Here is a 23,975-nt window from a genome sequence, read left to right on the forward strand (position 1 = left end):
AAAACTAAAGTTCCAATGAGCAGTATCTACAAAGCATCATACTATCTGCAGGTTCAAAAACTAAACGAGCGTATTGATACAATAGCTTACCTTAAATACCTGGAATCACAAAAACCCCCGACTGTACGTTAATGGAAAATGTAATAAAACTTAAAATAGTAATTGACGGCAAAGAGGGTGAAGGCACTATCGATGTGATGCAGATTAAATCTGCGCTGTTAAAAGAATCCCTTGAAAATGCTCTGACTCCCAACGTTAATACCGCAATACTAAAATCATTTGTTACAGAACTTCTTAACATCAATGAAGCCTCTGAGGAAGCTGCAAAGGGTGTCGCTGATTTTATAAAGTACAACGATATCAGCGAACAGGAAATTGAGGAAGTGATATCAGCGCTGGCAAAAGAAAGAAGTCAGCTTGGGATTAATTCCGCAGCTTACAAAGAGCACAGCAATGCAATTGCCAATGTGACGCGTGCACTTGATCTGATGAATGAAACTCAGCAGACGAAAGTAGTCCCAGGCAGCTACAATATGAATATGGCAATAATGCAGTCTGGCTATATTCTTAATGATGCTTCAATGATCACTGTAAACTTTAGAATGGCAATGATGGGCGTTGCAAACAATATTCCTATGGTAGTTCAGGGAATAATGGCTGCAAAGAATGAAGCAAGCGGAATGGGTAAAACATTCGGACAGCTTGCAATGGAATCAATTAAGGGACCAGGTGGAATTCTGCTTGCCGTTAATGCTCTTATGCTTGTGCTTCAATTGCTTCCAGGACTGTTTGACAGCGGTACAAAATCAATTGCTGATCAGAAGGAAGAGTTAAAAAAATTACGTGATGAATATGCAAAACTAACAGACGTACAGCTTACAAATTATATTCAATCACGTGAGGAAGAGTTACGAAAGCTTCAGGAGAAACATCCTGGCAGAAAAACAATATATGCTGGTCCCGTTGGCGAGGAAGTGGCGGTAGAAGTTGATACAAAAGGACAAGCAAGGTATGGTTCTGATTTTAATAGGGTTCAAACACTTGAAGCTGAATTGAGTGCGCTAAAGGAAACAAAAACCAACCTGGGTGAAATAGAAAATATTGAGAACAGGATTTCACTAAACAGGCTTCAGCGTGAGAAACTGAGCCGCAATGAAGACAGTCCGTATTACTGGAAGAATGTTGTTAAAACAGCAGAGAGTTTCGAGGAAGCAAGAAAATCTTTAGAACAGTACATTGCTGCAGATGAAAAACTAATAGCATCGAGCAACCGCAACTCTTCATCAACAAATAATAACAATGAAGAAAAAACCAAACTGATCACTACTGAAAAGGAATTGCGTGAACAGCTTGCACTTGTAAACGCTGAGTTGTTAAAACAGAATACCGAACTTGATGAAGAAAACCTGAAAGCATTGCGTGAAAGTATTGAGGAACAGCTTAGACCTAAATCTGCTGAAGAGCCTCCGATTGTAATCTCCGGAGAGGTTGAAATAGAGGAGATCATTCTTCCTGATGAAGTGATAAGTGAAACAGAAGAGTTAGTGTGGTTAACTGATACTTTAACAGCATCATACCTTGAAGCGGGTCGTGCTGCAGCTTCCGCCGGCGCGCAATCAATAAAAGTATTTAGCCAGGCAAATTCAGTACTGCAGATATTCATCAACTCGCTGATACAGGCAGTTGCTGAGGCGCTTATGCTAAAAGCCGTAATGATGATATTTGATTTCTTTAGTGGCGGTGCTGCGTCTGCAGCAACATCATTTATTCCTGGTGCGGCTAATGGTGCAATTGTAACCAAGCCGCGCATTATGGCGGTAGGTGAAGGCAATGAGCCGGAAGGTGTGTTTCCATTAAGTAAGTTGAATCAGTTTGTAGCTGGTTCCGGCGGAAGTAATCTTGAGCATTTACTAAACACATATCTTGATAAGGTTGATGAGTGGCAAAGGAACATCACATTAGAAAGTAAGATTAAGAATGACCACATTCATATTGCCAATGAGAGAGCGGGGAAAATAAGAAAGGATAACAGAGTTGAATGAGTGTCATCAATGTAAAGTTTCGTACACCTACCGATAAATTTCATTTCATAATTAATGTCACTGATGGTGACTCCAAAACATATAACTACGATGGAATAGAACTTGAACCTTTTGAATACGGGAATGATGAAGACCTTGAAACTATTATCTATCCTGAATCAGTTACCATAAAGTTTTCATTACTGCCTGACACCGGCAGCATTGCTGCTCTTGATAACAGATATGTACAGCTTGGGAGATCGTTAAGACTTAACGAAACTAATGTGACCATCAATAAAAATGGGCAGGAACATTTATTGGGATTCATAGATGGGAAAACAGTGTCCAGTACCTATAAGAATAAAGTATTCCAGATAACAGTGTTAAGTAACTTTCATAAACTAAAGGATATTGACCCCAGAACATTAGACCCTAACGATTTTACTACCCCGGTTGATGTTGTTGTTGGTCCCGGTGGACAAGTTTTGTTTGTGGATTTAGTTCTGAAGCTTATTCAGCTTGTTTACCCAAGCGTTAATCAGGTAATTCTTGTTAGTAACATCAAGAGCCAGACGTCATATACAATACTTGGTGAACCATGGATTGCCAATGCTCAGTACTTCGGAGATTTTTCTAATAACTACATTGGTTCGATTTCTACATTTACAACTGCAGCACAAATAATTAAAGAGGTATGTGCAAATTTTGCAAGTGTAGGTATATTAAAAGATAGAAAGTTTTACATCCAATCAAGGTTCTATCAGTCACAATCAGCGGTTGTATTGAGTAAAGAATTGTTAGCTGACGATGCGGGACCAGAGCCGATTGATTCAACAAGATTTGATGGTCTGCAGGTTATCGTTACGCCTGCCGGCACATCTGCGGTTTATGAAGAGCTGTACGGTGAAGTTATAAAGGATGAAAACGGAAATGTTAAAAATTCTGATAATGTGGAAACGATACAATTGATTCAGCAAGGCGGATATCCACCCGGCAATGAAGGATTCCCATTACTCATTCGCAACCTATGGATATATGTTCCTGGATTCGTATCCGGTATAGGAAATACGCAGTTTACATCTTCTCTGCCTAACTCATTCTTTATCATTACAGGTGAAGCCCAAAAACCCTTATGGAAGTGTGTAGCAGACGCTGTCTGGGCTCTTATACAAAAGGATAGGGTTGTCTTTGGAATCACCATGAGTGCATTGAGTTGGACTTATGATACGTGGTATGTATTTGAGAATACTTCCGTTTATTTGAGAGCTCGCAAAATGTTCTATGATGAAATGAAAACCCGAACAAGAATGGAGTTGATAGATGGCTAAATAAAAAGGAACATACTCTCGTCCAAATTCCCTCGACACGGCCATCTCGAAAGGGCATTGAAATAAAAATATATTCCTTCCAGGTATTCAAGAAAAGCTTCTCAAAAACCTCTGTTAAAAATAGTAAATCAACTAATAAAAAACAGAGGCAAAAATGATTCCGTATGTAGGTGGAAAATCTTATCTGGCTAACTGGATTATTTCAAATTTTCCTGCAGATTTTCAGAAGAAACATTACTGTGAAGTATTTGGCGGTGGAGGCTGGGTTCTATTCAAGAAAGAACCAAGTTATCTTGAAACGTATAATGATCTCAACAAGCACCTGGTGAAGTTGTTCACGGTAATAAGAGATAATTATGAAGAGTTCAAACATTGTATCAACTGGAGTTTTCATAGTCGTGAAATGTATAATGAAGCAAAAGAAAAACTGAAAGATGATAAATTTCTTAATGATGTTGAAACAGCTTTGTACTATGCCATCAGGCAGATACAATCATTCTCCGGAAACAGTGAAAGCTGGGGTTATCAGTTGACCTCACACAAGCTTGTACAGGGTAAATGGACACCATTTATGAGAAGGTTGGAAATAATAAATGCACGATTGAAACGTGTTCAAATAGAGTGTCTGGACTTTGAGAAGTTGATAGCTAAGTATGACAGTAAGGACACTCTATTTTATGTTGACCCGCCGTATGTCGATTGTGAGTATTATTACAACAAGAATGGTGTGAACTTCACGTATGAAGATCATAAACGATTGGCGGACATACTGAATAACATTAAGGGGAGTTTTGCTCTTAGTTATTATGAGAATAAGTTAGTGCGTGAACTCTATAAAGGTCACAGGATAATCAAGAAACATACAGTGAAGCATTCCTGTGGCATTGTAAGAGCCAGAGAGGATAAAACAAAGCCTAAGTCAGTAGAGTTGCTCATTACAAATTATTAGGCTGTTTAGAAGCATTTACACACCCATTATTGACTATGTAATGGGTGTGTAAAAGTGCGAAAAATGATTATTTTAGAGGGGTAAAAGTGAATGAAATTTCTCAAATTAGTTGCAAAAATTTCTCAAACTCGTTGCGGCGTTATAATCATCAAACTTTTCACCTGAAAATTCAAACCCCGTTTCGATCTGCAGCCATCCGACAGGTACTATGGATGCTGATTCGGTTTTATCAGGTCTGTCAGTAACTAACTCGGGTACAGTATCCTGTGAAAACAAATCAACATTCAGACATAAGAATCCTATCAACAGTAACAAAACTGATTTCATAATTTTCCTTGCAGATGGATGATAAAATTTTTAAGAAGCCAGCAATCGCCAGATCTGTGTAACAAAAAATGTAACTAATAATCCCATTACAACAGGCAGCATTGTAGATATCAATGTCCACTTAATACTTTTAGTTTCTTTATAGATAGTAAAGATCGTTGTCGAACATGGATTATGCAGTAATGAGAACAGCATCAGGTTTATGCCTGTTAACAATGTCCAGCCACCAGCCTGAAGAATGTTTGCTGTATCAGCAACAGAATCAAGCTCAAACATCACACCATCTCCTGCACCTATGCCTGTTAGTCCTGAAGCTAATACAGTCAGCATAAGTACGGTGGGAATTACAATTTCATTTGCGGGTATTGCAATGATGTATGCAAGCAGAATCACACCATTCAGTCCAAGTACAAATGCAAACGGATTAACCCAATTAATAAAATGTACTGCAATACTGACATCACCAATTTTAATATTCGATACCAGCCAGATAACTATTCCCGCCGGTATTGCAAATACAATTGCACGCCACAGCACAAACAATGTTCTATCGATTAAAGAAGTGTAAAGTGTCTGCAAAATTCTTGGTGGTCGGTAAGGCGGAAGTTCTAATGTAAATGCAGAAGCTTCACCTTTTAAAACAGTTTTTGATAACGACCATGAAACAACCAGGCTGAAAGCAATTCCAAGTACAGCGACAGCAACAACGGCACCTGCTGAAACTAACCCTGCAAGGTGCGCAGGAACTGCAGATCCAATAAATATCGTTGCGATTAATATTTGTGTAGGCCAGCGTCCATTGCAAAGAGAAAAATTATTTGTAATTATGGCAATCAATCTTTCGCGAGGGCTATCAATAATTCTTGTTGCAATTATTCCTGCAGCGTTACACCCGAATCCCATACTCATTGTTAATGCCTGTTTACCATGTGCCCCGACTTTTCTGTATAAACTATCCATATTAAAAGCGACGCGCGGCAGGTAACCAAAATCTTCAAGTATGGTAAAGAGCGGGAAAAATATTGCCATCGGTGGAAGCATAACACTTATAACCCATGCCATTGCTAAGTAAGCCCCATCAATTAAAACACCGCTTAACCACCAGGGTAATATAGAATCGCAAAAAGTTTTTAATATTGGATGAAGAGTATCAACAAGTAATGAAGCGATCATGCCGGAAGGAACATTAGCGCCTTCAACAGTAAGCCAGAACACAATCGCAAGAAGCAGAAACATCAACGGAAACCCGAGATAAGGACTCGTGACGAGTTTATCTATAAATGAATCTATATCAAATTTCTTTTTGCTGTTATCCACTACAACGCTCTTGCCTGATATTCTTGCAGCATCGCTGTATATGTTTTCCATTAGCGAGTCATGAAAGTTTTCACCGAGTTCCCACCGCATATTATTTGCGAGGTTAAGAATAGCGTCGCTGTTTTTTGCTTCCTTTATCATAATAAAATTTTCTTAAGCTATTGACATGTTTGATTCATAACTATTTATTTTTCTTAGCTGTCCAAGTTCACCTGATTTAACAGCATCTATAATTTTCTGATCACCTTCTAGTAAACGCAACGCGACCCATCTCGCATTTGGTAAACCGGGAAAAAGTTCAAGTACTTTCAGTGTTAATGTTTCAACTGATTTTTTTATCTGTGATGAATCACTGCTTATTCTATGTGGTTTACAAATGTATTCGCCTATTGCTACTTCACTTATAAACTGAAGCAGTTCTTTGATTCCCTCTCCCTGCCGCGCCGCACAAAGCACAACAGGAATTCCAAGTTCGCGTGATAAACTTCTGTCATCAATTTTAATTTTGTGTCTTCTGGCTTCGTCAATAAGGTTGACACATAATACAGCACGATCTGTTATTTCAAGAACCTGGAGAACAAGATTTAAATTTCTCTCAAGTCTTGTTGCATCAACAACAATCACGGTTACATCGGGCTGACCAAATAGAATAAAGTCACGCGCAACTTCTTCATCTGTACTTGTTGAAAGAAGTGAGTATGTCCCGGGAAGATCAACAAGTTTAAAACGTTTATCCCTGTACTCAAATCCACCTTCAGCTCTTGTTACTGTTTTACCAGGCCAGTTACCTGTGTGTTGTTTCAATCCAGTAAGACTATTGAAAACCGTACTCTTACCTGTATTGGGATTTCCTGCAAGCGCAACAACAAAATCGAAGCGGTCCATATTGATACCAAGTTTTTTAAGATTACCTACGTTATGAACCGGGCATGTTTCGCATTGTGGATTCGTGTTCATATCATTCCTCGTTCTCTTTCACATATATTAAATCGGCTTGTTGTTTACGCAGTGCTACTGTTGTTCCTTTAATTGAGTAAGCAGTCGGATCACCGGTTGTACCTTTTAAACTTGGTTTTATTTTAGTACCTGGCACAACTCCAAAATCCAAAAGTCTTCTTCTTTGCTGACCTCTAATTGCTTTTGAAATACCGATAACAATTCCTTCTTCGCCGACCTTCAATGAAGATAGTGTTTTGAATTCATTCTTAATTTCATGCTGTTGGTCAATTGGTATAACGGTAATGTTTGCGGCAACTATCGGTGCAAGAACACACTCATCACCATCAGCTTCAAATTTTATTCTGTCTTTTGATGTTTCGATAAGATGAATCTGCATTCCGGGATGTAAACCCTGCGCGACTAACTGAGCATATACCGCCTGCGGTTCATCTTCGATATGGATTATACGAACAAACTCTCCAGCTCTTACATCTGAAAGTGAAACTCCTTTATGCCTGGGAAGTTTTCCATCAGAAGAAGGAATTGGATCGCCGTGCGGATCAAACACCGGGTTACCAAGTTGTGCTGCGAGTGCCTCCACTTGTTCAATTGTTAAATTGTGTTCTTTATCTTCGGCGGAACTATGCCACTCTACTTCAGGAGTAGTTGTTTCATCCGCTAAATACCGCTCCCAAAGCCTGTGGACTCTTATTACTCTCAATGCGTATGATCTGCCTTCGGATGTAAGTTGAATTTCATTATTGATGAATGAAACGAGTCCCATTTTTTCAAGTCGTGTGATTAATGCTGCGGACTCATCCGGAGTTATAGAAAGATTCCCGGCAAGACTGTTTAGATTACAAATAATATTTTTGTACTCACAGTCATATAAATATTTAAGTGCATCTTCAATCAGAATTCTTTTGTTGTTTCGTTTTGCATTTTGTATTTGAGAAAACATTCCTTTGCCCGGAAGAAAGAACAGAACAAGTACTGCTATCACAAGTACAGATACGATTAAAGCCAATAACGGGTCTATCATAATATTTACCTTTTGCTAAAACCTATTTTGTTTTTACTTCAACAAAAATATTTGCGGCAATAGTTGAACTCAGATTTATTTCTTTACCATCGATAATGACAAGCATTGAATGATCAAAATTCAGAATATCTTTTATTAAAATTTCTTTGTTCAATTCAATCCCGATCTTCGAGATGTATTTAAGAAAACCATTATCAAAATCATTTACTCTTATAACTTTTGCTTTTTGCTTTTCTTTCAAAATTGTTAATGGTATTGCTTTCCTTGGCTTGGGAAGCGTACCGTCCTTTCCTGGTATCGGGTCCCCGTGCGGATCATATTCCGGAAAGTCGAGCATCTCTTCCATCCGGTTTATCAAATCATCTGAACATGAATGTTCAAGCTTATGCGCTTCGTCGTGTACTTTATCCCAAGGCATTCCAACAACCTGGTAAAGAAATACTTCCCAGATACGATGGCGGCGAACCATATTCTTTGCGTAGTTCTTTCCTGATTCGGTTAACTGTATTCCTTTGTATTTCTCGTATTTAATATGACCATCACGTGAAAGTTTTTTTATCATATCAGTTACGGCGGCATTTGATATTTCAAGCTTCTCTGCAATTACACTTGTTTTAATTTTTCCGCCTATGTCAAGATTTTTATAGATCACACTCAGGTAATCTTCTTTAGAAATATTATGCATTCTCAGTTTTAAGTTTATTGTCGCTGTTAATTTAAGTGAACTTAAATTATTTGTCAAGCATCCTTCAATAAGATTAATTTTTAATGTGCATAAAAAACCCCGCCAAAGCGGGGTATTATGAATTAATATTTCAAGATAAACTATGATCCAACCATTGCGGCTACCTGGCGTGCCACTTTCAGATTATAATCGAATGCTAACTTTTTATAATTAACAAGATCGATGATAGTACCGATGACACAAAGACCGCCGGTAAACAAGTATAGAAGTCCCATACCTATTTGATCAAGTACAAACCGCTGAACCCCGGCAATTCCAAGGAATCCGATTAAAGTAAGTAACATGATTGTTTGAGCGTCTTTTCTCCTGGAGGTATAAATAGTAGCAAACTGTTGAAGTTTTGCATCATCCATATCTTTAACCAGTGTTTGAACATAAGCCATTTCATCCATTTCAAGCGTGGGCAGGTATTGGTAAATTTTATCCATATGAACTCCCTTCAATTAGGAATGATTTTATTTTGATTATTAATTATTTGATCTTTTGTTAGCTGAACTATTCTATAAACTAAAATTAATAATGCCGGAATTCCAAGCGGGTGCGATGTGAAAGATTCATAAATTTCAAAACGGAAAAGATGTGATATTGAATGACCAAGACCGCAACCGGGACAAAATCCAATTCCAAGATTATTAAACAAACAAAATGTAAAATGATTTTCAGTTGATGGAGAATAAAATGCAAGAAAGGTGAGAGCGAAAAGCCACAATAAAGCTTCAAGATTAATGCTGCGATATATCAGTCGGGCTTTCATATTCAATCTGATTTAAACTTAAATTAAAATAGCCATCAAGTCAATCTTTTCCTAATTGATGCCAACCGTTTATCAGCATTGAATTGCAGTTAAAATAATTTCAACCGATTAGCTCTGCCGTGCAATCAGTTGTTTTTAATGAAGGAATCCAGTTCGTGCAGTGAATCAAAGTAGAGAATATCAGGAAATTGTTTTAGTATGTTATCCTTTTCAAGTCTTGCTGCCTGCCCGCCGATAACAATTTTTTGTTCAGGAAAAAACTTTCTGATATGTTCAATGACATTAAGCAGGCGTAACAGATTCAAATACAAATTGAAAGAAAGTCCAACCAATTCCGGTTTAAAGGATTTTATAAGTTTTAATAAATCTTTTGACGGCACCGACGCTCCGAGAAATTTTGTGTCCCATCCATTGAATTCAAAAATATTAGAAACCATTAAAGCTCCGATTTCATGATGTTCTTTATCAATGCAGCTTATGATCGCCTTTTTAACAGATTTATTCTTCCCGGACTTTTTCGGTTTAATTGATGTGATCAATTCAAGTGTTATTTGTGATGCGGCATGCTCTTCGGCTACGGTTAAACTGCCTTCATCCCACATTTTGCCCACCCTGTACAAAGAACGCTGATACAAATCGGTATACACATCTTTTATATCAGTTTTTTGTGAGAGAAGTTCTTTTACTATTTCGGAACACCGCTGCTTTTTTCCTTCAATGAGATTATTAAAATAATCCAGGAAATAAACTTCACTTATATTTTGTTTTTCTTTTAATGTTCGCATATATCTTTAAATGTATGTTAAAGTATAAATCAATTTGATCAAAAAAAAGTTCCATTCAGAAGAACAATTATGATTCTATTCCTCTTCTTGATAACACCCCTTGCTGATAATAATGTTTAACTTCTTTCATTTCTGTTACAAGGTCAGCTTTATCAATAATTTCCTGCGGGCAATACCTGCCCGTAAGAATGATCTCAACTTCCGATGGCTTCTCGTTAAGAAAAGCTAATACCTGTTCCGTAGTTATCAACCTAAAGTATATTGAAACAAGAATTTCATCAAGAATTATTATATCGAAATCATTACTCAACATTTTATTTTTAGCTGATGACATACCTTTTAATGCCTTTTGAATTTCTTCATCCGGCGGCAGTTCTTTTTTATAAACAAAATCATCACCCGCAAATTGTTCAATTTCTATCCACTCATTCAGTGAGTTCAGACTCTTAAGTTCATTGTAAGGAAACTCCTTCATAAACTGCACTATGTAAGTTCTCAAACCAAAACCAGCAGCCCTGATCGCCTGCCCTATAGCAGCGGTTGTTTTGCCTTTTCCATTTCCGGTATAGATCTGTATAAATCCTTTTTCAAGTTTCATATTATTTTTTGAATATCAGTTTTTTGAAAGCCGTTGTAAATACTCCGAGTGTTATACCTGAAAGTAATCCTATCAGAGGAGCCATCATAATAAAAAAAATTTTTGCATCGCCGGGCGATGGCAGTTTCTCAAACCCTGACTTTAACTGCGGGTTATTATTTATATAGTGATCAAAAAATATTACCTGAATGGCTGATGACAACACTGCCAGTAAAAATCCAAGTACAAATCCATTAACAAAAAATTTTGCTGTAAGGAATTTTGCAAGTATAAATGCACAAACCATAAAGACGGGCAGCCAGATTATAAGTTCATACTTACCTAATAACCCCAGAACACCGGCGGCTCCCATTAATATTCCAAAAAATAAAAGCGGTAGAATAAGTTTCAGATTTATTTTACTCATTATTATCTATTTAAAACTCCAATTGCATTTTTTGCCTGTTTCAAATGTCTCCGGTTATGATAGGCAATGATCATCAAACAATCTCCCAGATTGTATCTTACAAGCGGTGAAGCGGGTGAAGTAATTTTATATGCAGCTAAATTTTTGTTTTTAAAGGTTTCAATTAATTTATTCAAATCTTCAAGTTGTTTTAAGAAAACCGAAATTACATCGCTTCTCACATTGCTCACTGTCAATCTGAATGCTTTTGGTGATTTATATTTTTTCATCTGATCCGGATCTACAGTTTTGATTATCATTTTTCCAATGAATGAATTCTTGAAATGAATATTCCCATTAGCATCTGAATTGTGTAAAGAAAGTTTAAGTTTCTCAAACACCGGAAAATACAAACCATTTGTTTTTATAAGATGTTCAAAACATTCACCCGCGCTCCAGGATTCAGATGATGGTTTTCTATTCAATAACTCGGGGGCAATATTTCCAAAGTCTTTTTTTATTTCGTTGGTGACTTCGGTTGAATAATCAAAATAAAATTTTAGCAAATCATTACTTGTCATATAACATATAAATTTGTTGAAAATATCTTTGCCCTAAGTTATAAAATTGAATGCTTACAATCCTCTTAATTTGAGACGTAGTTTGACTAAAGTTCATAGAATGAGACCACTCACAAATTTTTCATTTAATAATCAGAATTTTTTATCACTTATCTGTTGGCACAGAATTTAAGATTCAATTATTGGTTGGAAACAAACCATTGAGGGTAACATGGAAAATTTATCAAATCACGTATTCCAAATATTTGCAATACTGATTTTTGCCGGAGGACTGTTAGGGTTCCTATTCCTGTTAATGTTTGATGATAAATAAAAATTAGTTTGCTCAAAGGCTGATAGGATCGTCTCTTTTTCGATTAACCGGGGATCTAAATGAATGAAATGTGTTCCTGCGTAACTAACAAACGCATCCTGTCAGCTTTTATATTTGAAACTTCCGCCGATATCTTTTATCGCTATATTTATTTCATGTTTTGAAGCCTCATCAAGTAAACGCTGCATCGGTTCTTCTACAGGTTCCATTCCCTGTTTAAAAGTATAAAAATGAATAGGTATAAAGTGTCTTGCTTTAATATGCTGTGACGCCATTACCAAAGCCTCTTCAGGTGTGCAGTGATTTCTTCTCCATGGATGATAAGCCCCAATCGGCATTATTGCTACTTCGATATTATTTTCATTTATCGGCATAAATAATTCATGAAAAGCTGTATCGCCGCCGAATAAAATTTTAGTGTTATTCTTTTCTATTATATATGCGTTGAAGCTTCTGCCGTCTTCCATAAATCCTCTTGAACGATCTCGTTCCCATGGAAAACGCCAGCCGAAATGTTTTACCTCTAGTGCTTTAATTCTTAAATCAAGGGGAAAAATTTCTTCATTCCAGTCAATTTCATTAAGTGATTTCCATTCAAGATCCTCGATAACATCCTTAGTATTAAATGCTGTAACACAATCGATCTGATCAGGATACAGATCAACCAATGACGACAGAGTTTCATAATCCATGTGATCCATGTGAGCGTGTGACAACAAAACAAGATCGGGTTTTGGTATTTCTTCGAGTTTAAGTGCAGGCATTGTGTACCTGCTTGGTCCAAAGGTAAGTCCGAATATGTACAATCCTACTCTTTCAAAAAGAACCGGGTCTGTAATAATAATCGTCCCGAAAAAATTTATAAGAACTGTAGCGTGACCAATCCAGGCAATGTTTATTTCATCATCTTTCCAGGCAGAAGGATCTGGTTTTAATAAAGGATAAACATCATCTTCACTTCGCTTCCCGTAAATCTTTTCACTTAAAAAAGGAAATGACATTAATGACCCGACAAAAGCCGACGATATATTTCTAATGAATTTTTTTCTGTTCATATTTTACGAGTAATGTTGATGTAAATTAATACTGATATAATAATTTTGGTTTTGAATTTATAGTAGTAATAAAATAGGTTTAGACAAGGAAAATGATTTAAACTAAAACAATGGATTTTCCGTCAAACACATTCTTATATAACAATTTCCAAAATAAATTGCGATTGAAAAATTACCATCTGTTAAACAAAAAATACGCTCTTCTTCATATGAAGATATTTGTGATACTTATTCTTCCATTTGCCGGATGCTATGATGACAAAATCGAACAGGTAAAAGATGTGTATGTCAGTTACTTTCCGATGCAGCCCGGGAATAGATGGGTTTATGAAACCAACAATCTTGATTTGACTATTGAAATCTCAAGCTCAATATATTTAAACCATAATTTATATCATGAAGTTCTGAGAATTTATGATGGGGAAAGTGACACAATTTATTTGCGCGGTTCAATTGATGAAAAAATTTTTATCAACTTTAATAGACAGGATTATATCTATGTGGACTTTCTCAGGAATGAAGGGGAAATCTGGCAGTCCTTCGAAAGTTTTTATAGTAAAGTGAACAAAAAAGGATTGACTGTTCAAACCGCAGCAGGAACATTCCACAATGTAATCGAAATATTTACAGATAATACACAACTTTCTGATCTCTATGAGTTTAACAGGTACGCGCCCGGTGTTGGTCTTGTTGAATCAATAGGTTTCAGAAGAACCTACAGACTTAAAAGAGCATATGTTAATGGTATTACTTATCCATAAAATGAATTAATTTTCTAAGAACTTTTTTCAGGAAAAATTATGAGCCTGTTTCAAATATTAATTTTATTACTAATCGCTGGTATTTGCGGTTCAATTGCCCGATCGCTTGTTGGATTTTCAAAAGGCGGGTGCATTCTTTCTATAGCCGTTGGGTTTATTGGAGCTTTAATCGGCAACTGGCTTGCCCGCGAAATGAACCTGCCGGATTTTTTAACTCTCAATATCGGCGGAACCAGTTTTCCGGTTGTGTGGGCGATAGTCGGCGCAGTTCTGTTTAGCGGTATCCTGAGCGCACTAACTTCAGGTAAAAAATAAATATGGGAACACAGTTCAAAGGCAAACAGCAAGAGATAAGTTCACTTAATACTTATCTGAAATTAATAAGAGCCGCAGATAGCATAAGAAGCAGACTAAACAATTACCTTGTTGAAAATGGTATAACAGAAAATCAGTTCAGTGTTCTTGATGTGTTATATCACCTTGGTCCTACAAACCAAAAAGAGCTTGGTAAAAAATTGCTGCGAAGCGGCGGAAATATAACCCTTGTTATAGACAATCTGGAAAAATCAGGTCTTGTTAAAAGAGTGAGAGGCAAAGAAGACCGCAGACAATTTATTGTTGAGATTGAAGAACCGGGTAAAAAACTTTTCAAAAAAATTTTCCCGGGTTTTCTTGATATGATTGTGGAAACTGCTGACATCCTTTCCGCTAAAGAGCAGAAAGAACTTCAAAGACTGACTAAAAAAATCGGGTTGGGAAAACCGGTTGACGATTAATTTTCACGTTTAGTTTTTAGTTCATCAAGTACAATTGGCAACACCACACCGGAAGCATCAAACAGTGAAATATCTGCAATCGAAGAAATTTCGGTTGGATTAATATTCACTTCAACCAGGTAAGCTCCTGCACGTTTAGCTGTATAAATCAATGATGCGGCAGGATAAACAATCGCCGAAGTCCCGACAATAAAAAATAAATCGCAGTTTAATGAAGCTTCTTCCGCGCCTTTATATTGATCCTGTGGAAGGTATTCCCCAAACCAGACAACATCAGGACGTATTAATCCACCGCAGCTGCATCTTGGAATTTTTTCTAATGGATTAAAGTCTTCGTTATAATATGTGTGACAGTCTATGCAATAGTTTCGTTCAATATTTCCATGCAATTCATAAATTAATTTACTGCCTGCACGCCGGTGAAGATTGTCAATGTTTTGTGTCACGACTGAAACCTGTTCAAAATAATTCTGCATTTCCGCAATTGCCAAATGCCCCTTGTTAGGTTTTGCATGATGCACAATTTCTTTTCGATGATTATACCACTCCCATACGAGTTGAGGGTTTCTCAGAAAAGCATCAAAGTTTGCAAGCTCTTCAGGTTTTAATTTGTTCCATATACCATCTTTACCGCGGAAGGTAGGAATGCCGCTTTCAGCTGAGATGCCGGCACCGGTAAAAAAAACTACCTTCTTAAACGAAGGCAGTTTATTAAAAAAATCTTCCTGGTTATCCATTACTATTCGTCTTTAATTTCATTCAGAAGATTTTTTGCTTCGCTTAAAACTTTATCATCATCCTCATCAGCTTTGGGAGCCTTTTCAATTTTCTTTAAAACTTCTCGAGCTTTTTCGTATTCATCTTCTTCAATGTAAGCTTTGCCAAGGTCAAGATAGAACATCCTGAAATTAGGTCTTAAATTTATTGCCATATTAAATTGTCTGATTGCTTCTTCAATATCACCCCAGCCAAGTCCTATCGGTAATCTTACCAGGTATGATTTTTCGCAGACTTTTGCATGTGTTCTTCCAAGAACATAATGTGCTAACGCCTGAAAATGACTTCCGCCGTTGCCAAGCTGAATGGCTTTTTCACAATCTTCTTTAACATCATTCACTGTTCCGATTGCTGAAAATACTCCTTCAAATAACGCAGTCTTACCATTTGCTATTGCTCTGCGCAGATAGGTTATTGATTGATCGGAAGCCAGCTTTACGGATTTATCTGCATAATCAAAAGCTTTTCTGAACATAGCTTCCTGTTCATCTTTTTGTTTGTCGGTATTGGATGGAAGATGTTCGGCTATATCAACTAAAGCCCGGCTCATTCTCCAATGCACTTCCCAGTTATCTTTAAATTTTTGATTTGCCTGTTCAAGAATTTCAAGTGCTTTTTTGTTATTGAATTCACTCACCTGTTTATCAGCATCTTTTAATAGATCCTCCAGTGATTGAGGAAATACAATTATGCTTTGAACAAAAATTGCGAACAATAAAATCAGTCCTCTAAAAGTAAGTTTAGTTTTCATGTCAGTCATCAAATAAAGTTTTTTTTTCCTGTTCCTCTTTAATTAAATCCTGCCCATACAGATCGGTGCCTGCAAGCTGTATATATTTAGTCCACTTGCTGTCACTTTTCAATTCAGTTTGAATTGCATTTTTGTATGCGTTCACCTTTGCGCTTAACTCATCAGCCTGGTAAAGCGCAATTGCTTCAACTGTTTTGGGAACAACGGGTGATGCGTGTTCCAGCTTGCCCTGGTGACTAAGAATCAGATGGAGTAAAGAATTTTTTAGTTCTTCCGGAAATTCTTTAATCAAATTTATTTTTTCATTTACGATCATTGCAGCAATTGTAATATGACCTAACAATTTTCCCTTATCGGTGTACTCGAAAGATGTATCTGAATTCAGTTCTTCTATTTTTCCGAAATCATGCAGCATTGCCCCGCATACAAGCAAATCCCTGTTGATGTCCGGATGAATATCGCTCATCAGGTCGCAGATTTTTATTATCTCAAGTGTGTGTTCGATCAAACCATGCAAATATCCATGATGCCACATTTTTCCTGCTGGTGAAACAGAAAACTTTTGAAAATTCTCATCATCAAAAACTAAAGTAATTAGCTGCTTAAGTTTTTTGTCTCTGATTTTTTGAATGCGTGCGGTGAATTCCTTTTTCATTTCTTCAGGATTTCTTTTTGACTTCGGAAGAAAATCGGAAGATGAAACACCATCTGACGGGATTGCAAGACGAATGGTATCAACTTTTATTTGATTTGCGTTCTGGTATTCCTCAATGTGTCCTTTTACTTTTACAAGATCGCCGTTCTTTAAACCGGGAACCTGTTCTTCATAATTATCCCACACGTTTGCGCTTAAAGTAAGTGATTGATCTCCAAGTTCTAAACTAAGGTAAGGCTTCTGGTTTTTTGTTAATCGGACTTCGTTTCTTCGCACCAGAAGAAAATGGTCAACCCTGTTTCCTTTTACTAATGAAGCAAGCTCGGTTTGTTTTGTCATTATTGTTCTTTCAGAATTTCGTAAGAACTTTCTTTCGGTAAATGAGCAAGCACTGACCTGTTAAGCAATTCTATTGAAACCGCTATTGTCTTTTCGTTTGCTTCTTCCCGGTACACAGCAACAACATCTTTAAATGGACCGTCAAGAATTCTAATTCTCACTCCCGGAACAAGCCCTTCTTTAATAATATATTCTGTTTCAGTCTGCAGCATTTTTCTAAGATTATCAATTTGCCACGCCGGAATTTTTGCGGGGCTGCCTTTATCCGAAACGCATCTTACAACAGAAGGCTGTGTTAAAGAAAGTATTCTTTCTTTCTCGTCGGCAAAAATAAAAATATATCCTCTAAGCAAAGGTTCAGTCACTTTTTTCTTACGGTCACTCCATTGTTTCAATCTTGTTACCGATGGAAGATAAAACTCAACTCCTGCTTCTTCAATCTGTTTTGCAGCTTTAAATTCACTTCTTGGTTTGGTGTATAACGCAAACCAGTGTCTCTGATGTGTTAATTCATTTATCATCAGAGTTTCCCTGAAAAAATTATTATTAAGATCATCACTTACCCTGAACCGCAGCTCTTCCGATTGAATAGTAAGTTAAATCAAGATGTTTCATCTTTTCAATGTCGTATAGATTACGACCATCAAAAATCACAGGTGTTTTAAGTTTTGATTTAACTAAATCAAAATCCGGGTTCCTGAAAACATTCCACTCAGTTACAATTATCAGGGCATCTGCATTTTCAATTGCGATGTAAGAATTTTGTGCATACTTAATCATATCACCAATAACTGCTTTTGTTGTTTCCATTGCTTCAGGGTCGTAGGCAGTTACAGTAGCGCCTGCATCCACAAGTTTTTTTATCAGGTAATGTGATGGTGCTTCACGAACATCATCTGTATTCGGTTTAAAGGCAAGTCCCCACATCCCAAAGTGTTTTCCTTTTAAACTATCTTTATAGTGTCTGCTTATTTTCTGAAAGAACAAATCAACCTGGCGGTAGTTAACATCAATAACGGACTTTAAAATTTTAAAGTCATATTTATTTTCATTTGCGGTGTTAACGAGTGCAATAACATCCTTAGGAAAACAAGAACCTCCGTACCCTACACCGGGAAATAAAAATCGTTTACCGATTCTTGAATCAGCACCAATTCCGATTCTTACTTTATCAACTTCAGCGCCTGTTAGCTCACAAAGATTTGCGATTTCATTCATAAAGGAAATTTTTGTGGCAAGGAAAGAATTTGCCGCATACTTTGTCATCTCGGCAGATTTTTCATCCATAAAATATATCGGGTTACCGGAACGTATAAATGGTTCATAAAGCTGTTCAATTATTTCTTTCGTTTTAGGATTGCTCGTTCCTACAATAACTCTTTCAGGTTTCATAAAATCTTCTACGGCAATTCCTTCACGAAGAAACTCCGGGTTTGAAGCAACATCAAAATCAAAATTGGGGGCATGTTTTTTTACAGCGGCACGAACAAGTTCACTTGTACCAACAGGCACAGTACTTTTATCAACTAAAACTCTGAAGCCGAGGTTGGGTTCAGCTCTGAAGAACTTTCCAAGATCATCTGCAACTTTTAGTACGTATTGAAGATCAGCTTTTCCATCGCCGCCTTGTGGTGTAGGCAGGCAAAGCATAATTACAGCTGCTTTTCTCACAGCGTCGTGAAGGTCTGTTGTAAATGTTAATCTTCCTTCTTTAATGTTTCGTTCGAATAATGAATCAAGCCCTGGTTCATAAATCGGCATTTTACCGTTACGCATCATATCAACTTTTGCAGCATCAACATCAACACATATAACATTATTTCCGGTTTCAGCAAAACAGGTTCCTGAAACTAATCCCACATAACCTGTTCCAACTACTGCAATATTCACTAAGTCCTCCGTTTTTTTACTGTGAAATATAGCGATTGACCCAGTAACTTGGAACTGAATTGATTGATCGATAAAATGGATTAGGTGAGAAGAAAAATATTAATTCAGAAAAGTCAGTTTTCGAAAACCGCTTTCATTTTTTCTATTAATATTTTTTTGCTGACTGGTTTATCAAGGATATAGTTTACACCTAGCCTGGAGTATTGTTCTTTAACTTCATTCGCCTGCTTGTCGGCGAGAATTATAACCGGCAGCCGATAGTTCTTTATTGTTTTCCTTACTGACTCGGTTAATTGAATCCCGCCCATTAATGGCGACGAATGATTTGCAAGTATTAAAGTAGGAAATTTGCTCAAAGTTAATTCTAATGCCTCAAAACCATTTTGTGCTTCAACAAGGTTGAATGCTGGAAAATATTTTTTTACGATCTCGCCATAAAAATTTCTGTCCTGTTCATTTTCATCTACAATCAAAATACAATTTGAACTGCAGGGAATGGTAAAATGAAATTCACTGCCTTCGCCCTGCTTTGAATAAAGCCAGATATCACCGCTGTGCCTGTCAATAATTTCTTTTGAAAGAATCAGCCCCATACCCGTTCCCTTCTCACTCCTTGTTCCGGCGGTTGAAAACATTTTATCTATCTTAAAAAGTTTCAATTGATTTTTTTCCGAAATGCCGATGCCTTTATCCTTTACAATAATCTCAGCCATTTCGTTGTTAAAGATATTTGCGCTTACTTCAATTTTACTTCCTTCATTTGAATACTTAATTCCGTTTGAAAGCAGGTTTGTTATAACTATTGAAAGATGCCGTTCGTCACCCTGAACAAAGAGAGTGTCGCTGACGTTTAGTTTGATTTCAATTTTTTTTCTTATTGCCGCACCGGTTAAGGTTGATACGCAATTATAAATAACAGTTTTGCATGAAGTCTCTGAGTCTGAAGTTTAAGTCGTCCTGTGCTTAATCTCGACCAGTCAAGAAGATTATTGATCAACTGTAATTGATTTAAAGACGAATCATAAATGAAGGTCAGGTATTCAAGTCTGTCTTTCGCCGACAGTGAATTTTCGTTCATTAATATTTCAGCAAAACCAAGGATACTAGTAAACGGTGAACGGAGGTCATGTGAAAGCAGTGATATAAAACTATCTTTCGCTTCGTTTAATCTTTTTGCTTCAAGCATTTTTGAATGAAGCAGGTTTTCATTTTCCTTTGTGGAGGTAAGGTCGGTCAGTGATGCGTAATAGTAATTAATCTCTCCTTCTACGCCCCTCTCCTTCTGTATATTTTCTTTAATGAATATTTTTTTTCCTTTTTGAGCGGTTAAAGTATACTGAACTTCAAGCGCATCTTTAATGCTGCCGTCAAAAAAATCATCAAGTTGTCTGCGGACTGATAAATACTCTTCCTTATCAATAAGCGAATAATGTTTACCTTTAAAAGAATTAATTTCCTGAGCAGAATATCCGGTCAGGATAGTTATATTTTCCGAGAAAAAAATGTTCTGATTTATGTCGGCAGTTTCTGAAATCCAGAATGAAATGCCCGGTAACTTTTGAAAAATCAAATCAAAGTTTTTTTGTCCGCCATGCCTGGATGATGAGCCTTTTGCTTTAATCATATATGAAAAACCGGATTAAGAAATTTGAGGGCACTAAAATATCAACAGCATTTATTATTGATGAATCACACACAAATTATATAGAAATATAAATAATTACTTTGTTTAAGAAAAACGGAACTAATTAACATAGCTTTCTGTTTCAATAAAAAAATCTAATGGCAAAATGAAAAAGTATTTTTTCGTAATAATCTATTTGTTCGTACTTTACACACTCAACAGTCAAGCTCAATCAGGCAGTGCAGTAATTTATGGAACAGTTACAGATGCAACTACAAAACAGCCCATAACCGGAGCCAATGTTTTTATTCCCGGAAGTTTAAACGGTGATGCATCGGACAAAAACGGAAACTACCGTATTTCCGGACTTGAACCGGGAACATATCAGCTAAGGGTATCATCGATAGGCTACACCTCATTAATAAAAACTGATATTGTGCTTAGTTCCGTTAAACCTGTTCAGGTTGATTTTGAATTAACAGAACAGATTATTGAACTTGATGGAATCACTGTGTCAGGAGATTATTTTTCCAAAGATCCTTTCGAAGTAAATAGCATAAAAAATTTCAGTTATGAAGAAATAAGAAGAAGTGCAGGCGGATTTGAAGATGTTGTTCGCGCGCTTTCGATATTACCTGGTGTTGCGCAGGCAAATGCAGGAAGAAATGATCTTATTGTTCGCGGAGGTGCGCCTTCAGAAAACCTGTATATAGTCGATGGTATTGAAGTACCGAATATAAATCACTTCGGGACTCAAGGTGCAACAGGCGGACCGCTGAGTTATATCAATCTCGATTTTGTGAAGGAAACATCTTTTTCTACGGGAGGATTTCCCGTTCTTTACGGGGACAAACTTTCATCCGTGTTAAATATTAAACTAAGACAAGGACGAAATGATCGGCTCGGCGGAAAAGTTACAATAGCTGCAACTCAGTTTGGTTTAAATCTTGAAGGACCTTTAACGGCAAATTCTGATTTTATTTTTTCTGCAAGAAGAAGTTATCTCGATTTTATTTTCAAAGCCGCCGACTTTGCTTTTGTGCCTGAATATTATGATGTACTATCCAAAGCCAATTTTAAAATTGATCAGTACAACTCAATTTCATTTCTTTTTATCAGTGCGTTTGATAATGTAAAATATTTTAATGATACGGAAGAACAGAGATTTGATAACTCAAGAATACTCGGAAGCAATCAAACTCAATATGTAACAGGATTTATCTTCAGACGTTTATTCGATTATGGTTTTATTGATGTAACGTTGAGCAGAAACTTTACTGACTATGATACTCAGCAGAGCGATACTCTTTTTAATCCGATCTTCAAAAATAAATCTATTGAAGGTGAGAATAGTCTGAAAGCAGAGGCTGTAATAAAGCTAACAAAAACTTCAGAGTTAAATTTCGGAGGGATGATCAAGTCGGTCAAGTTTGAAGCCGATATTCTCTTTCCGACGTTTAAAACTTCATTCGGTGATTCACTTCCTTTGCAAACTTTATCTTCATCAAACAGGTTCACCAAACTTGCGTTATTTTCAAACTACAGTTTTTTAATGTTTAACAGCCTAATGATTAACCTTGGTCTGCGCGGTGATTTTTTTGATCCGCTTGAAAGTAAAATATTTGTAAGCCCAAGAATCTCCGCTTCATATCAATTTAATGAACTGACTACATTGAACTTCAGCGGAGGTATTTATCATCAGTCACCATCATACATTTGGCTTGCTGCTGATCAATTAAATAAAAAACTAAAGCATGTGCGGAACAATCAGTTGGTGATTGGATTTGAACATCGCTTGCGTGAGGATGCCCTGCTTAAGATAGAAAGTTTTTATAAAGACTATAAAGATTATCCGGCTAGTTTGATAAGACCATACCTGGTTCTTGCTAATACTGGGGCGGGATTTTCGGGCAGTGATGATAATTTTTCTTCATTTGGACTTGAACCATTAATAAGCGAAGGGATCGGAAATACAAAAGGTGTTGAACTATCTGTACAGAAAAAACTTTCTGACTTACCGTACTACGGCATTTTAAGTTTAACATACAGTCAGTCTGAATTTACTCCGCTTGACGGCATCACAAGAAAAGGAAGTTATGATCAAACATGGATATTTAATATAAGCGGTGGTTATAAATTCAATAACGAGTGGGAAACCAGTTTAAAATTACGGTACGCTTCAGGAAAACCATTCACTCCTTTTAATTCAGATGGTTCACAAAGTGTAGTAAACTATAATTCTGCAAGACTTGAAGCAAATCACAGTCTTGATATCCGCGTTGATAAACACTGGTTCTTCAGCGGCTGGACACTTATAACTTATTTAGATATTCAGAATATTTATAACAGGACCAACAGAAGCTTTATCCGGTGGGATGCGCGTAAACAGGCTGTTGATGATGAATCATCAATTGGTATTTTACCTTCAATAGGAATTAGTGCAGAGTTTTAGAGCACAATAGTACACTGATTATTATGATGTTTATGATCTGAATTATCGTCGTCGGTTATAAATCCCCAGAATAATACCGAGAGCTAATGACCATATTGCTGCTAATCCTATCTGAAATTCTTTTGGAAGTATAAATGTGACTGTGTGTGCGGGTATCCAGAACCACAACAAAGAATAAAATCCTTTATCAATATTTCTCCAGTTACTTTGTTGTGCAATTGCGTTGTCCAGCACACGATGCATAATTACAAGGAAAGGTCCGAATTGTAAGTTCATCATTGCTGAAATTGCAAATGATTTTCCGATGCCATCAAGTTCAGGCAGATAGTTATGAAAAATCAAACTGTCTACAAAGCCATTAAATCCCACAAAAGCATATTTGATAAAGACTGCAAGTATAGCCCATTCGATCATCTTCAACAGTAAAGTTTTTAAATCGTACGGTGAAAAAATTTTCCGTTTAACTAACCAATGTGAAACTATATCTCCTAATGTTCCAAGAATTGCAAACTGAATCATTGCTGAGATGAGTGGAAAATTTTTTACGAAATCTATATACCAGGACATTCAAAAACCTTTTCAATAACAATTACAAAAATGATTTCAAACATAGAAGTATTTATTGATGCACCCAAATAAAAAATTCTATCATAACAAACCATAAAGAACTTAACGCCTTCCAATCGGACTCAAATCAGCGTACTATTGCCCTTACCATCGATTGTATGCTAACAACAGTTTACTGCTGCTGGTACAATAGTTGAAAAATTTGTGCTAAAAAAATCCGGAGAAAATCCGTCTCTTGACTATA

26 protein-coding genes and 1 pseudogene are annotated in these 23,975 nt (G+C 36.6%); 8 read left to right on the plus strand and 19 right to left on the minus strand.

Annotation, left to right across the window (positions count from 1 at the left end; genetic code table 11):
* Nucleotides 1-131: 131 nt before the first annotated feature.
* The 3 genes from IPM56_16275 (at nt 132) to IPM56_16285 (ending at nt 4,298) form a co-directional block, all read left to right on the plus strand.
* Nucleotides 132-2,042 carry a hypothetical protein gene (locus IPM56_16275; protein QQS35778.1) on the plus strand — a complete coding sequence of 637 codons (1,911 nt, stop codon included), beginning with the start codon at nt 132-134 and terminating at the stop codon, nt 2,040-2,042.
* Nucleotides 2,039-3,349: a hypothetical protein gene (locus IPM56_16280; GenBank protein QQS35779.1), complete on the plus strand. Its 1,311-nt coding sequence runs from the start codon at nt 2,039-2,041 to the stop codon at nt 3,347-3,349. The genes IPM56_16275 and IPM56_16280 overlap by 4 nt, the downstream gene beginning before the upstream one ends.
* A gap of 154 nt (nt 3,350-3,503) precedes the next feature.
* The gene (locus tag IPM56_16285) at nt 3,504-4,298 is read left to right on the plus strand and encodes a DNA adenine methylase (protein ID QQS35780.1); all 795 of its coding nucleotides are present in this window, start codon (nt 3,504-3,506) and stop codon (nt 4,296-4,298) included.
* A 105-nt stretch (nt 4,299-4,403) separates the two neighbouring features.
* Here the strand turns inward: IPM56_16285 and IPM56_16290 are convergent, their stop codons facing one another.
* The 11 genes and pseudogenes from IPM56_16290 to IPM56_16340 form a co-directional block, all read right to left on the minus strand.
* A complete protein-coding gene (locus IPM56_16290; protein QQS35781.1) occupies nt 4,404-4,625 on the minus strand; it encodes a hypothetical protein in 222 nt (73 codons plus the stop codon).
* Between the two features lie 30 nt (nt 4,626-4,655).
* Nucleotides 4,656-6,899 (minus strand): annotated as a pseudogene (gene feoB, locus IPM56_16295) (ferrous iron transport protein B).
* Between the two features lies 1 nt (nt 6,900).
* On the minus strand, nt 6,901-7,923 hold the full coding sequence (locus IPM56_16300; GenBank protein ID QQS35782.1) for a metal-dependent transcriptional regulator: 1,023 nt from the start codon (nt 7,921-7,923) through the stop codon (nt 6,901-6,903).
* Nucleotides 7,924-7,945: 22 nt separating this feature from the next.
* Entirely contained in the window at nt 7,946-8,608 is a 663-nt protein-coding gene (locus tag IPM56_16305; protein QQS35783.1) for a metal-dependent transcriptional regulator, read from the minus strand.
* Nucleotides 8,609-8,748: 140 nt separating this feature from the next.
* On the minus strand, nt 8,749-9,096 hold the full coding sequence (locus IPM56_16310; protein ID QQS35784.1) for a TM2 domain-containing protein: 348 nt from the start codon (nt 9,094-9,096) through the stop codon (nt 8,749-8,751).
* A gap of 11 nt (nt 9,097-9,107) precedes the next feature.
* Nucleotides 9,108-9,422, minus strand: coding sequence for a DUF2752 domain-containing protein (locus IPM56_16315; GenBank protein QQS35785.1), 315 nt, complete (start codon nt 9,420-9,422; stop codon nt 9,108-9,110).
* Between the two features lie 125 nt (nt 9,423-9,547).
* Nucleotides 9,548-10,207, minus strand: a complete 660-nt coding sequence (locus IPM56_16320; GenBank protein ID QQS35786.1) for a cobalamin-dependent protein — start codon at nt 10,205-10,207, stop codon at nt 9,548-9,550.
* Nucleotides 10,208-10,274: 67 nt separating this feature from the next.
* Entirely contained in the window at nt 10,275-10,805 is a 531-nt protein-coding gene (locus IPM56_16325) for a cob(I)yrinic acid a,c-diamide adenosyltransferase (protein QQS35787.1), read from the minus strand.
* 1 nt (nt 10,806) lies between these two features.
* Entirely contained in the window at nt 10,807-11,211 is a 405-nt protein-coding gene (locus IPM56_16330) for a hypothetical protein (GenBank protein ID QQS35788.1), read from the minus strand.
* A gap of 2 nt (nt 11,212-11,213) precedes the next feature.
* Nucleotides 11,214-11,756: a DinB family protein gene (locus IPM56_16335; GenBank protein ID QQS35789.1), complete on the minus strand. Its 543-nt coding sequence runs from the start codon at nt 11,754-11,756 to the stop codon at nt 11,214-11,216.
* A 429-nt stretch (nt 11,757-12,185) separates the two neighbouring features.
* Nucleotides 12,186-13,139 (minus strand): MBL fold metallo-hydrolase, encoded by a 954-nt coding sequence (locus IPM56_16340; protein QQS35790.1) that lies wholly within the window; start codon nt 13,137-13,139, stop codon nt 12,186-12,188.
* A 164-nt stretch (nt 13,140-13,303) separates the two neighbouring features.
* On the opposite strand from IPM56_16340, the gene IPM56_16345 reads away from it, so the two are divergent.
* The 3 genes from IPM56_16345 to IPM56_16355 are packed head-to-tail and all read left to right on the plus strand — an operon-like array spanning nt 13,304 to nt 14,676.
* A complete protein-coding gene (locus tag IPM56_16345; protein QQS35791.1) occupies nt 13,304-13,900 on the plus strand; it encodes a hypothetical protein in 597 nt (198 codons plus the stop codon).
* 39 nt (nt 13,901-13,939) lie between these two features.
* On the plus strand, nt 13,940-14,215 hold the full coding sequence (locus IPM56_16350) for a GlsB/YeaQ/YmgE family stress response membrane protein (protein ID QQS35792.1): 276 nt from the start codon (nt 13,940-13,942) through the stop codon (nt 14,213-14,215).
* A 2-nt stretch (nt 14,216-14,217) separates the two neighbouring features.
* Nucleotides 14,218-14,676, plus strand: a complete 459-nt coding sequence (locus IPM56_16355; protein QQS35793.1) for a MarR family transcriptional regulator — start codon at nt 14,218-14,220, stop codon at nt 14,674-14,676.
* Here IPM56_16355 and IPM56_16360 read toward each other — a convergent pair.
* The 6 genes from IPM56_16360 to IPM56_16385 form a co-directional block, all read right to left on the minus strand.
* Nucleotides 14,673-15,413, minus strand: coding sequence for an NAD-dependent deacylase (locus IPM56_16360; GenBank protein QQS35794.1), 741 nt, complete (start codon nt 15,411-15,413; stop codon nt 14,673-14,675). The two genes, IPM56_16355 and IPM56_16360, sit on opposite strands and share 4 nt — an antisense overlap.
* A 2-nt stretch (nt 15,414-15,415) precedes the next feature.
* Nucleotides 15,416-16,204: a tetratricopeptide repeat protein gene (locus IPM56_16365; protein QQS35795.1), complete on the minus strand. Its 789-nt coding sequence runs from the start codon at nt 16,202-16,204 to the stop codon at nt 15,416-15,418.
* Between the two features lies 1 nt (nt 16,205).
* On the minus strand, nt 16,206-17,198 hold the full coding sequence (locus IPM56_16370; GenBank protein ID QQS35796.1) for an HD domain-containing protein: 993 nt from the start codon (nt 17,196-17,198) through the stop codon (nt 16,206-16,208).
* Nucleotides 17,198-17,719, minus strand: coding sequence for a UpxY family transcription antiterminator (locus IPM56_16375; GenBank protein ID QQS35797.1), 522 nt, complete (start codon nt 17,717-17,719; stop codon nt 17,198-17,200). Before IPM56_16375 ends, IPM56_16370 begins: the two co-directional genes overlap by 1 nt.
* 34 nt (nt 17,720-17,753) lie before the next feature.
* The gene (locus IPM56_16380) at nt 17,754-19,088 is read right to left on the minus strand and encodes a UDP-glucose/GDP-mannose dehydrogenase family protein (protein QQS35798.1); all 1,335 of its coding nucleotides are present in this window, start codon (nt 19,086-19,088) and stop codon (nt 17,754-17,756) included.
* 113 nt (nt 19,089-19,201) lie between these two features.
* Nucleotides 19,202-19,747 carry a response regulator gene (locus IPM56_16385; protein ID QQS35799.1) on the minus strand — a complete coding sequence of 182 codons (546 nt, stop codon included), beginning with the start codon at nt 19,745-19,747 and terminating at the stop codon, nt 19,202-19,204.
* Nucleotides 19,748-19,769: 22 nt separating this feature from the next.
* Between IPM56_16385 and IPM56_16390 the strand changes: the two genes are divergently transcribed.
* Complete coding sequence (locus IPM56_16390) at nt 19,770-19,916, plus strand: hypothetical protein (GenBank protein QQS35800.1); 147 nt, start codon at nt 19,770-19,772, stop codon at nt 19,914-19,916.
* A 61-nt stretch (nt 19,917-19,977) separates the two neighbouring features.
* Here the strand turns inward: IPM56_16390 and IPM56_16395 are convergent, their stop codons facing one another.
* A complete protein-coding gene (locus IPM56_16395; GenBank protein ID QQS35801.1) occupies nt 19,978-20,712 on the minus strand; it encodes a hypothetical protein in 735 nt (244 codons plus the stop codon).
* 166 nt (nt 20,713-20,878) lie between these two features.
* Here IPM56_16395 and IPM56_16400 point away from each other — a divergent pair, with 166 nt between their 5' ends.
* Complete coding sequence (locus tag IPM56_16400) at nt 20,879-23,164, plus strand: TonB-dependent receptor (GenBank protein QQS35802.1); 2,286 nt, start codon at nt 20,879-20,881, stop codon at nt 23,162-23,164.
* Between the two features lie 42 nt (nt 23,165-23,206).
* On the opposite strand, the gene IPM56_16405 is transcribed toward IPM56_16400, so the two are convergent.
* Nucleotides 23,207-23,731: a hypothetical protein gene (locus tag IPM56_16405; protein ID QQS35803.1), complete on the minus strand. Its 525-nt coding sequence runs from the start codon at nt 23,729-23,731 to the stop codon at nt 23,207-23,209.
* Nucleotides 23,732-23,975: the final 244 nt, after the last annotated feature.

This window comes from Ignavibacteriales bacterium (assembly GCA_016700155.1).
Classification (GTDB): domain Bacteria; phylum Bacteroidota; class Ignavibacteria; order Ignavibacteriales; family Ignavibacteriaceae.

What these genes read in the sequence shown, in the direction of transcription:
- IPM56_16275 (QQS35778.1), top strand. Translation starts at nt 132, where the DNA reads ATGGAAAATGTAATAAAACTTAAAATAGTAATTGACGGCAAAGAGGGT.
- IPM56_16280 (QQS35779.1), top strand. Translation starts at nt 2,039, where the DNA reads ATGAGTGTCATCAATGTAAAGTTTCGTACACCTACCGATAAATTTCAT.
- IPM56_16285 (QQS35780.1), top strand. Translation starts at nt 3,504, where the DNA reads ATGATTCCGTATGTAGGTGGAAAATCTTATCTGGCTAACTGGATTATT.
- IPM56_16290 (QQS35781.1), bottom strand. Translation starts at nt 4,625, where the DNA reads ATGAAATCAGTTTTGTTACTGTTGATAGGATTCTTATGTCTGAATGTT.
- IPM56_16300 (QQS35782.1), bottom strand. Translation starts at nt 7,923, where the DNA reads ATGATAGACCCGTTATTGGCTTTAATCGTATCTGTACTTGTGATAGCA.
- IPM56_16305 (QQS35783.1), bottom strand. Translation starts at nt 8,608, where the DNA reads ATGCATAATATTTCTAAAGAAGATTACCTGAGTGTGATCTATAAAAAT.
- IPM56_16310 (QQS35784.1), bottom strand. Translation starts at nt 9,096, where the DNA reads ATGGATAAAATTTACCAATACCTGCCCACGCTTGAAATGGATGAAATG.
- IPM56_16315 (QQS35785.1), bottom strand. Translation starts at nt 9,422, where the DNA reads ATGAAAGCCCGACTGATATATCGCAGCATTAATCTTGAAGCTTTATTG.
- IPM56_16320 (QQS35786.1), bottom strand. Translation starts at nt 10,207, where the DNA reads ATGCGAACATTAAAAGAAAAACAAAATATAAGTGAAGTTTATTTCCTG.
- IPM56_16325 (QQS35787.1), bottom strand. Translation starts at nt 10,805, where the DNA reads ATGAAACTTGAAAAAGGATTTATACAGATCTATACCGGAAATGGAAAA.
- IPM56_16330 (QQS35788.1), bottom strand. Translation starts at nt 11,211, where the DNA reads ATGAGTAAAATAAATCTGAAACTTATTCTACCGCTTTTATTTTTTGGA.
- IPM56_16340 (QQS35790.1), bottom strand. Translation starts at nt 13,139, where the DNA reads ATGAACAGAAAAAAATTCATTAGAAATATATCGTCGGCTTTTGTCGGG.
- IPM56_16350 (QQS35792.1), top strand. Translation starts at nt 13,940, where the DNA reads ATGAGCCTGTTTCAAATATTAATTTTATTACTAATCGCTGGTATTTGC.
- IPM56_16355 (QQS35793.1), top strand. Translation starts at nt 14,218, where the DNA reads ATGGGAACACAGTTCAAAGGCAAACAGCAAGAGATAAGTTCACTTAAT.
- IPM56_16360 (QQS35794.1), bottom strand. Translation starts at nt 15,413, where the DNA reads ATGGATAACCAGGAAGATTTTTTTAATAAACTGCCTTCGTTTAAGAAG.
- IPM56_16365 (QQS35795.1), bottom strand. Translation starts at nt 16,204, where the DNA reads ATGAAAACTAAACTTACTTTTAGAGGACTGATTTTATTGTTCGCAATT.
- IPM56_16370 (QQS35796.1), bottom strand. Translation starts at nt 17,198, where the DNA reads ATGACAAAACAAACCGAGCTTGCTTCATTAGTAAAAGGAAACAGGGTT.
- IPM56_16375 (QQS35797.1), bottom strand. Translation starts at nt 17,719, where the DNA reads ATGATAAATGAATTAACACATCAGAGACACTGGTTTGCGTTATACACC.
- IPM56_16390 (QQS35800.1), top strand. Translation starts at nt 19,770, where the DNA reads ATGCCTTTATCCTTTACAATAATCTCAGCCATTTCGTTGTTAAAGATA.
- IPM56_16395 (QQS35801.1), bottom strand. Translation starts at nt 20,712, where the DNA reads ATGATTAAAGCAAAAGGCTCATCATCCAGGCATGGCGGACAAAAAAAC.
- IPM56_16400 (QQS35802.1), top strand. Translation starts at nt 20,879, where the DNA reads ATGAAAAAGTATTTTTTCGTAATAATCTATTTGTTCGTACTTTACACA.
- IPM56_16405 (QQS35803.1), bottom strand. Translation starts at nt 23,731, where the DNA reads ATGTCCTGGTATATAGATTTCGTAAAAAATTTTCCACTCATCTCAGCA.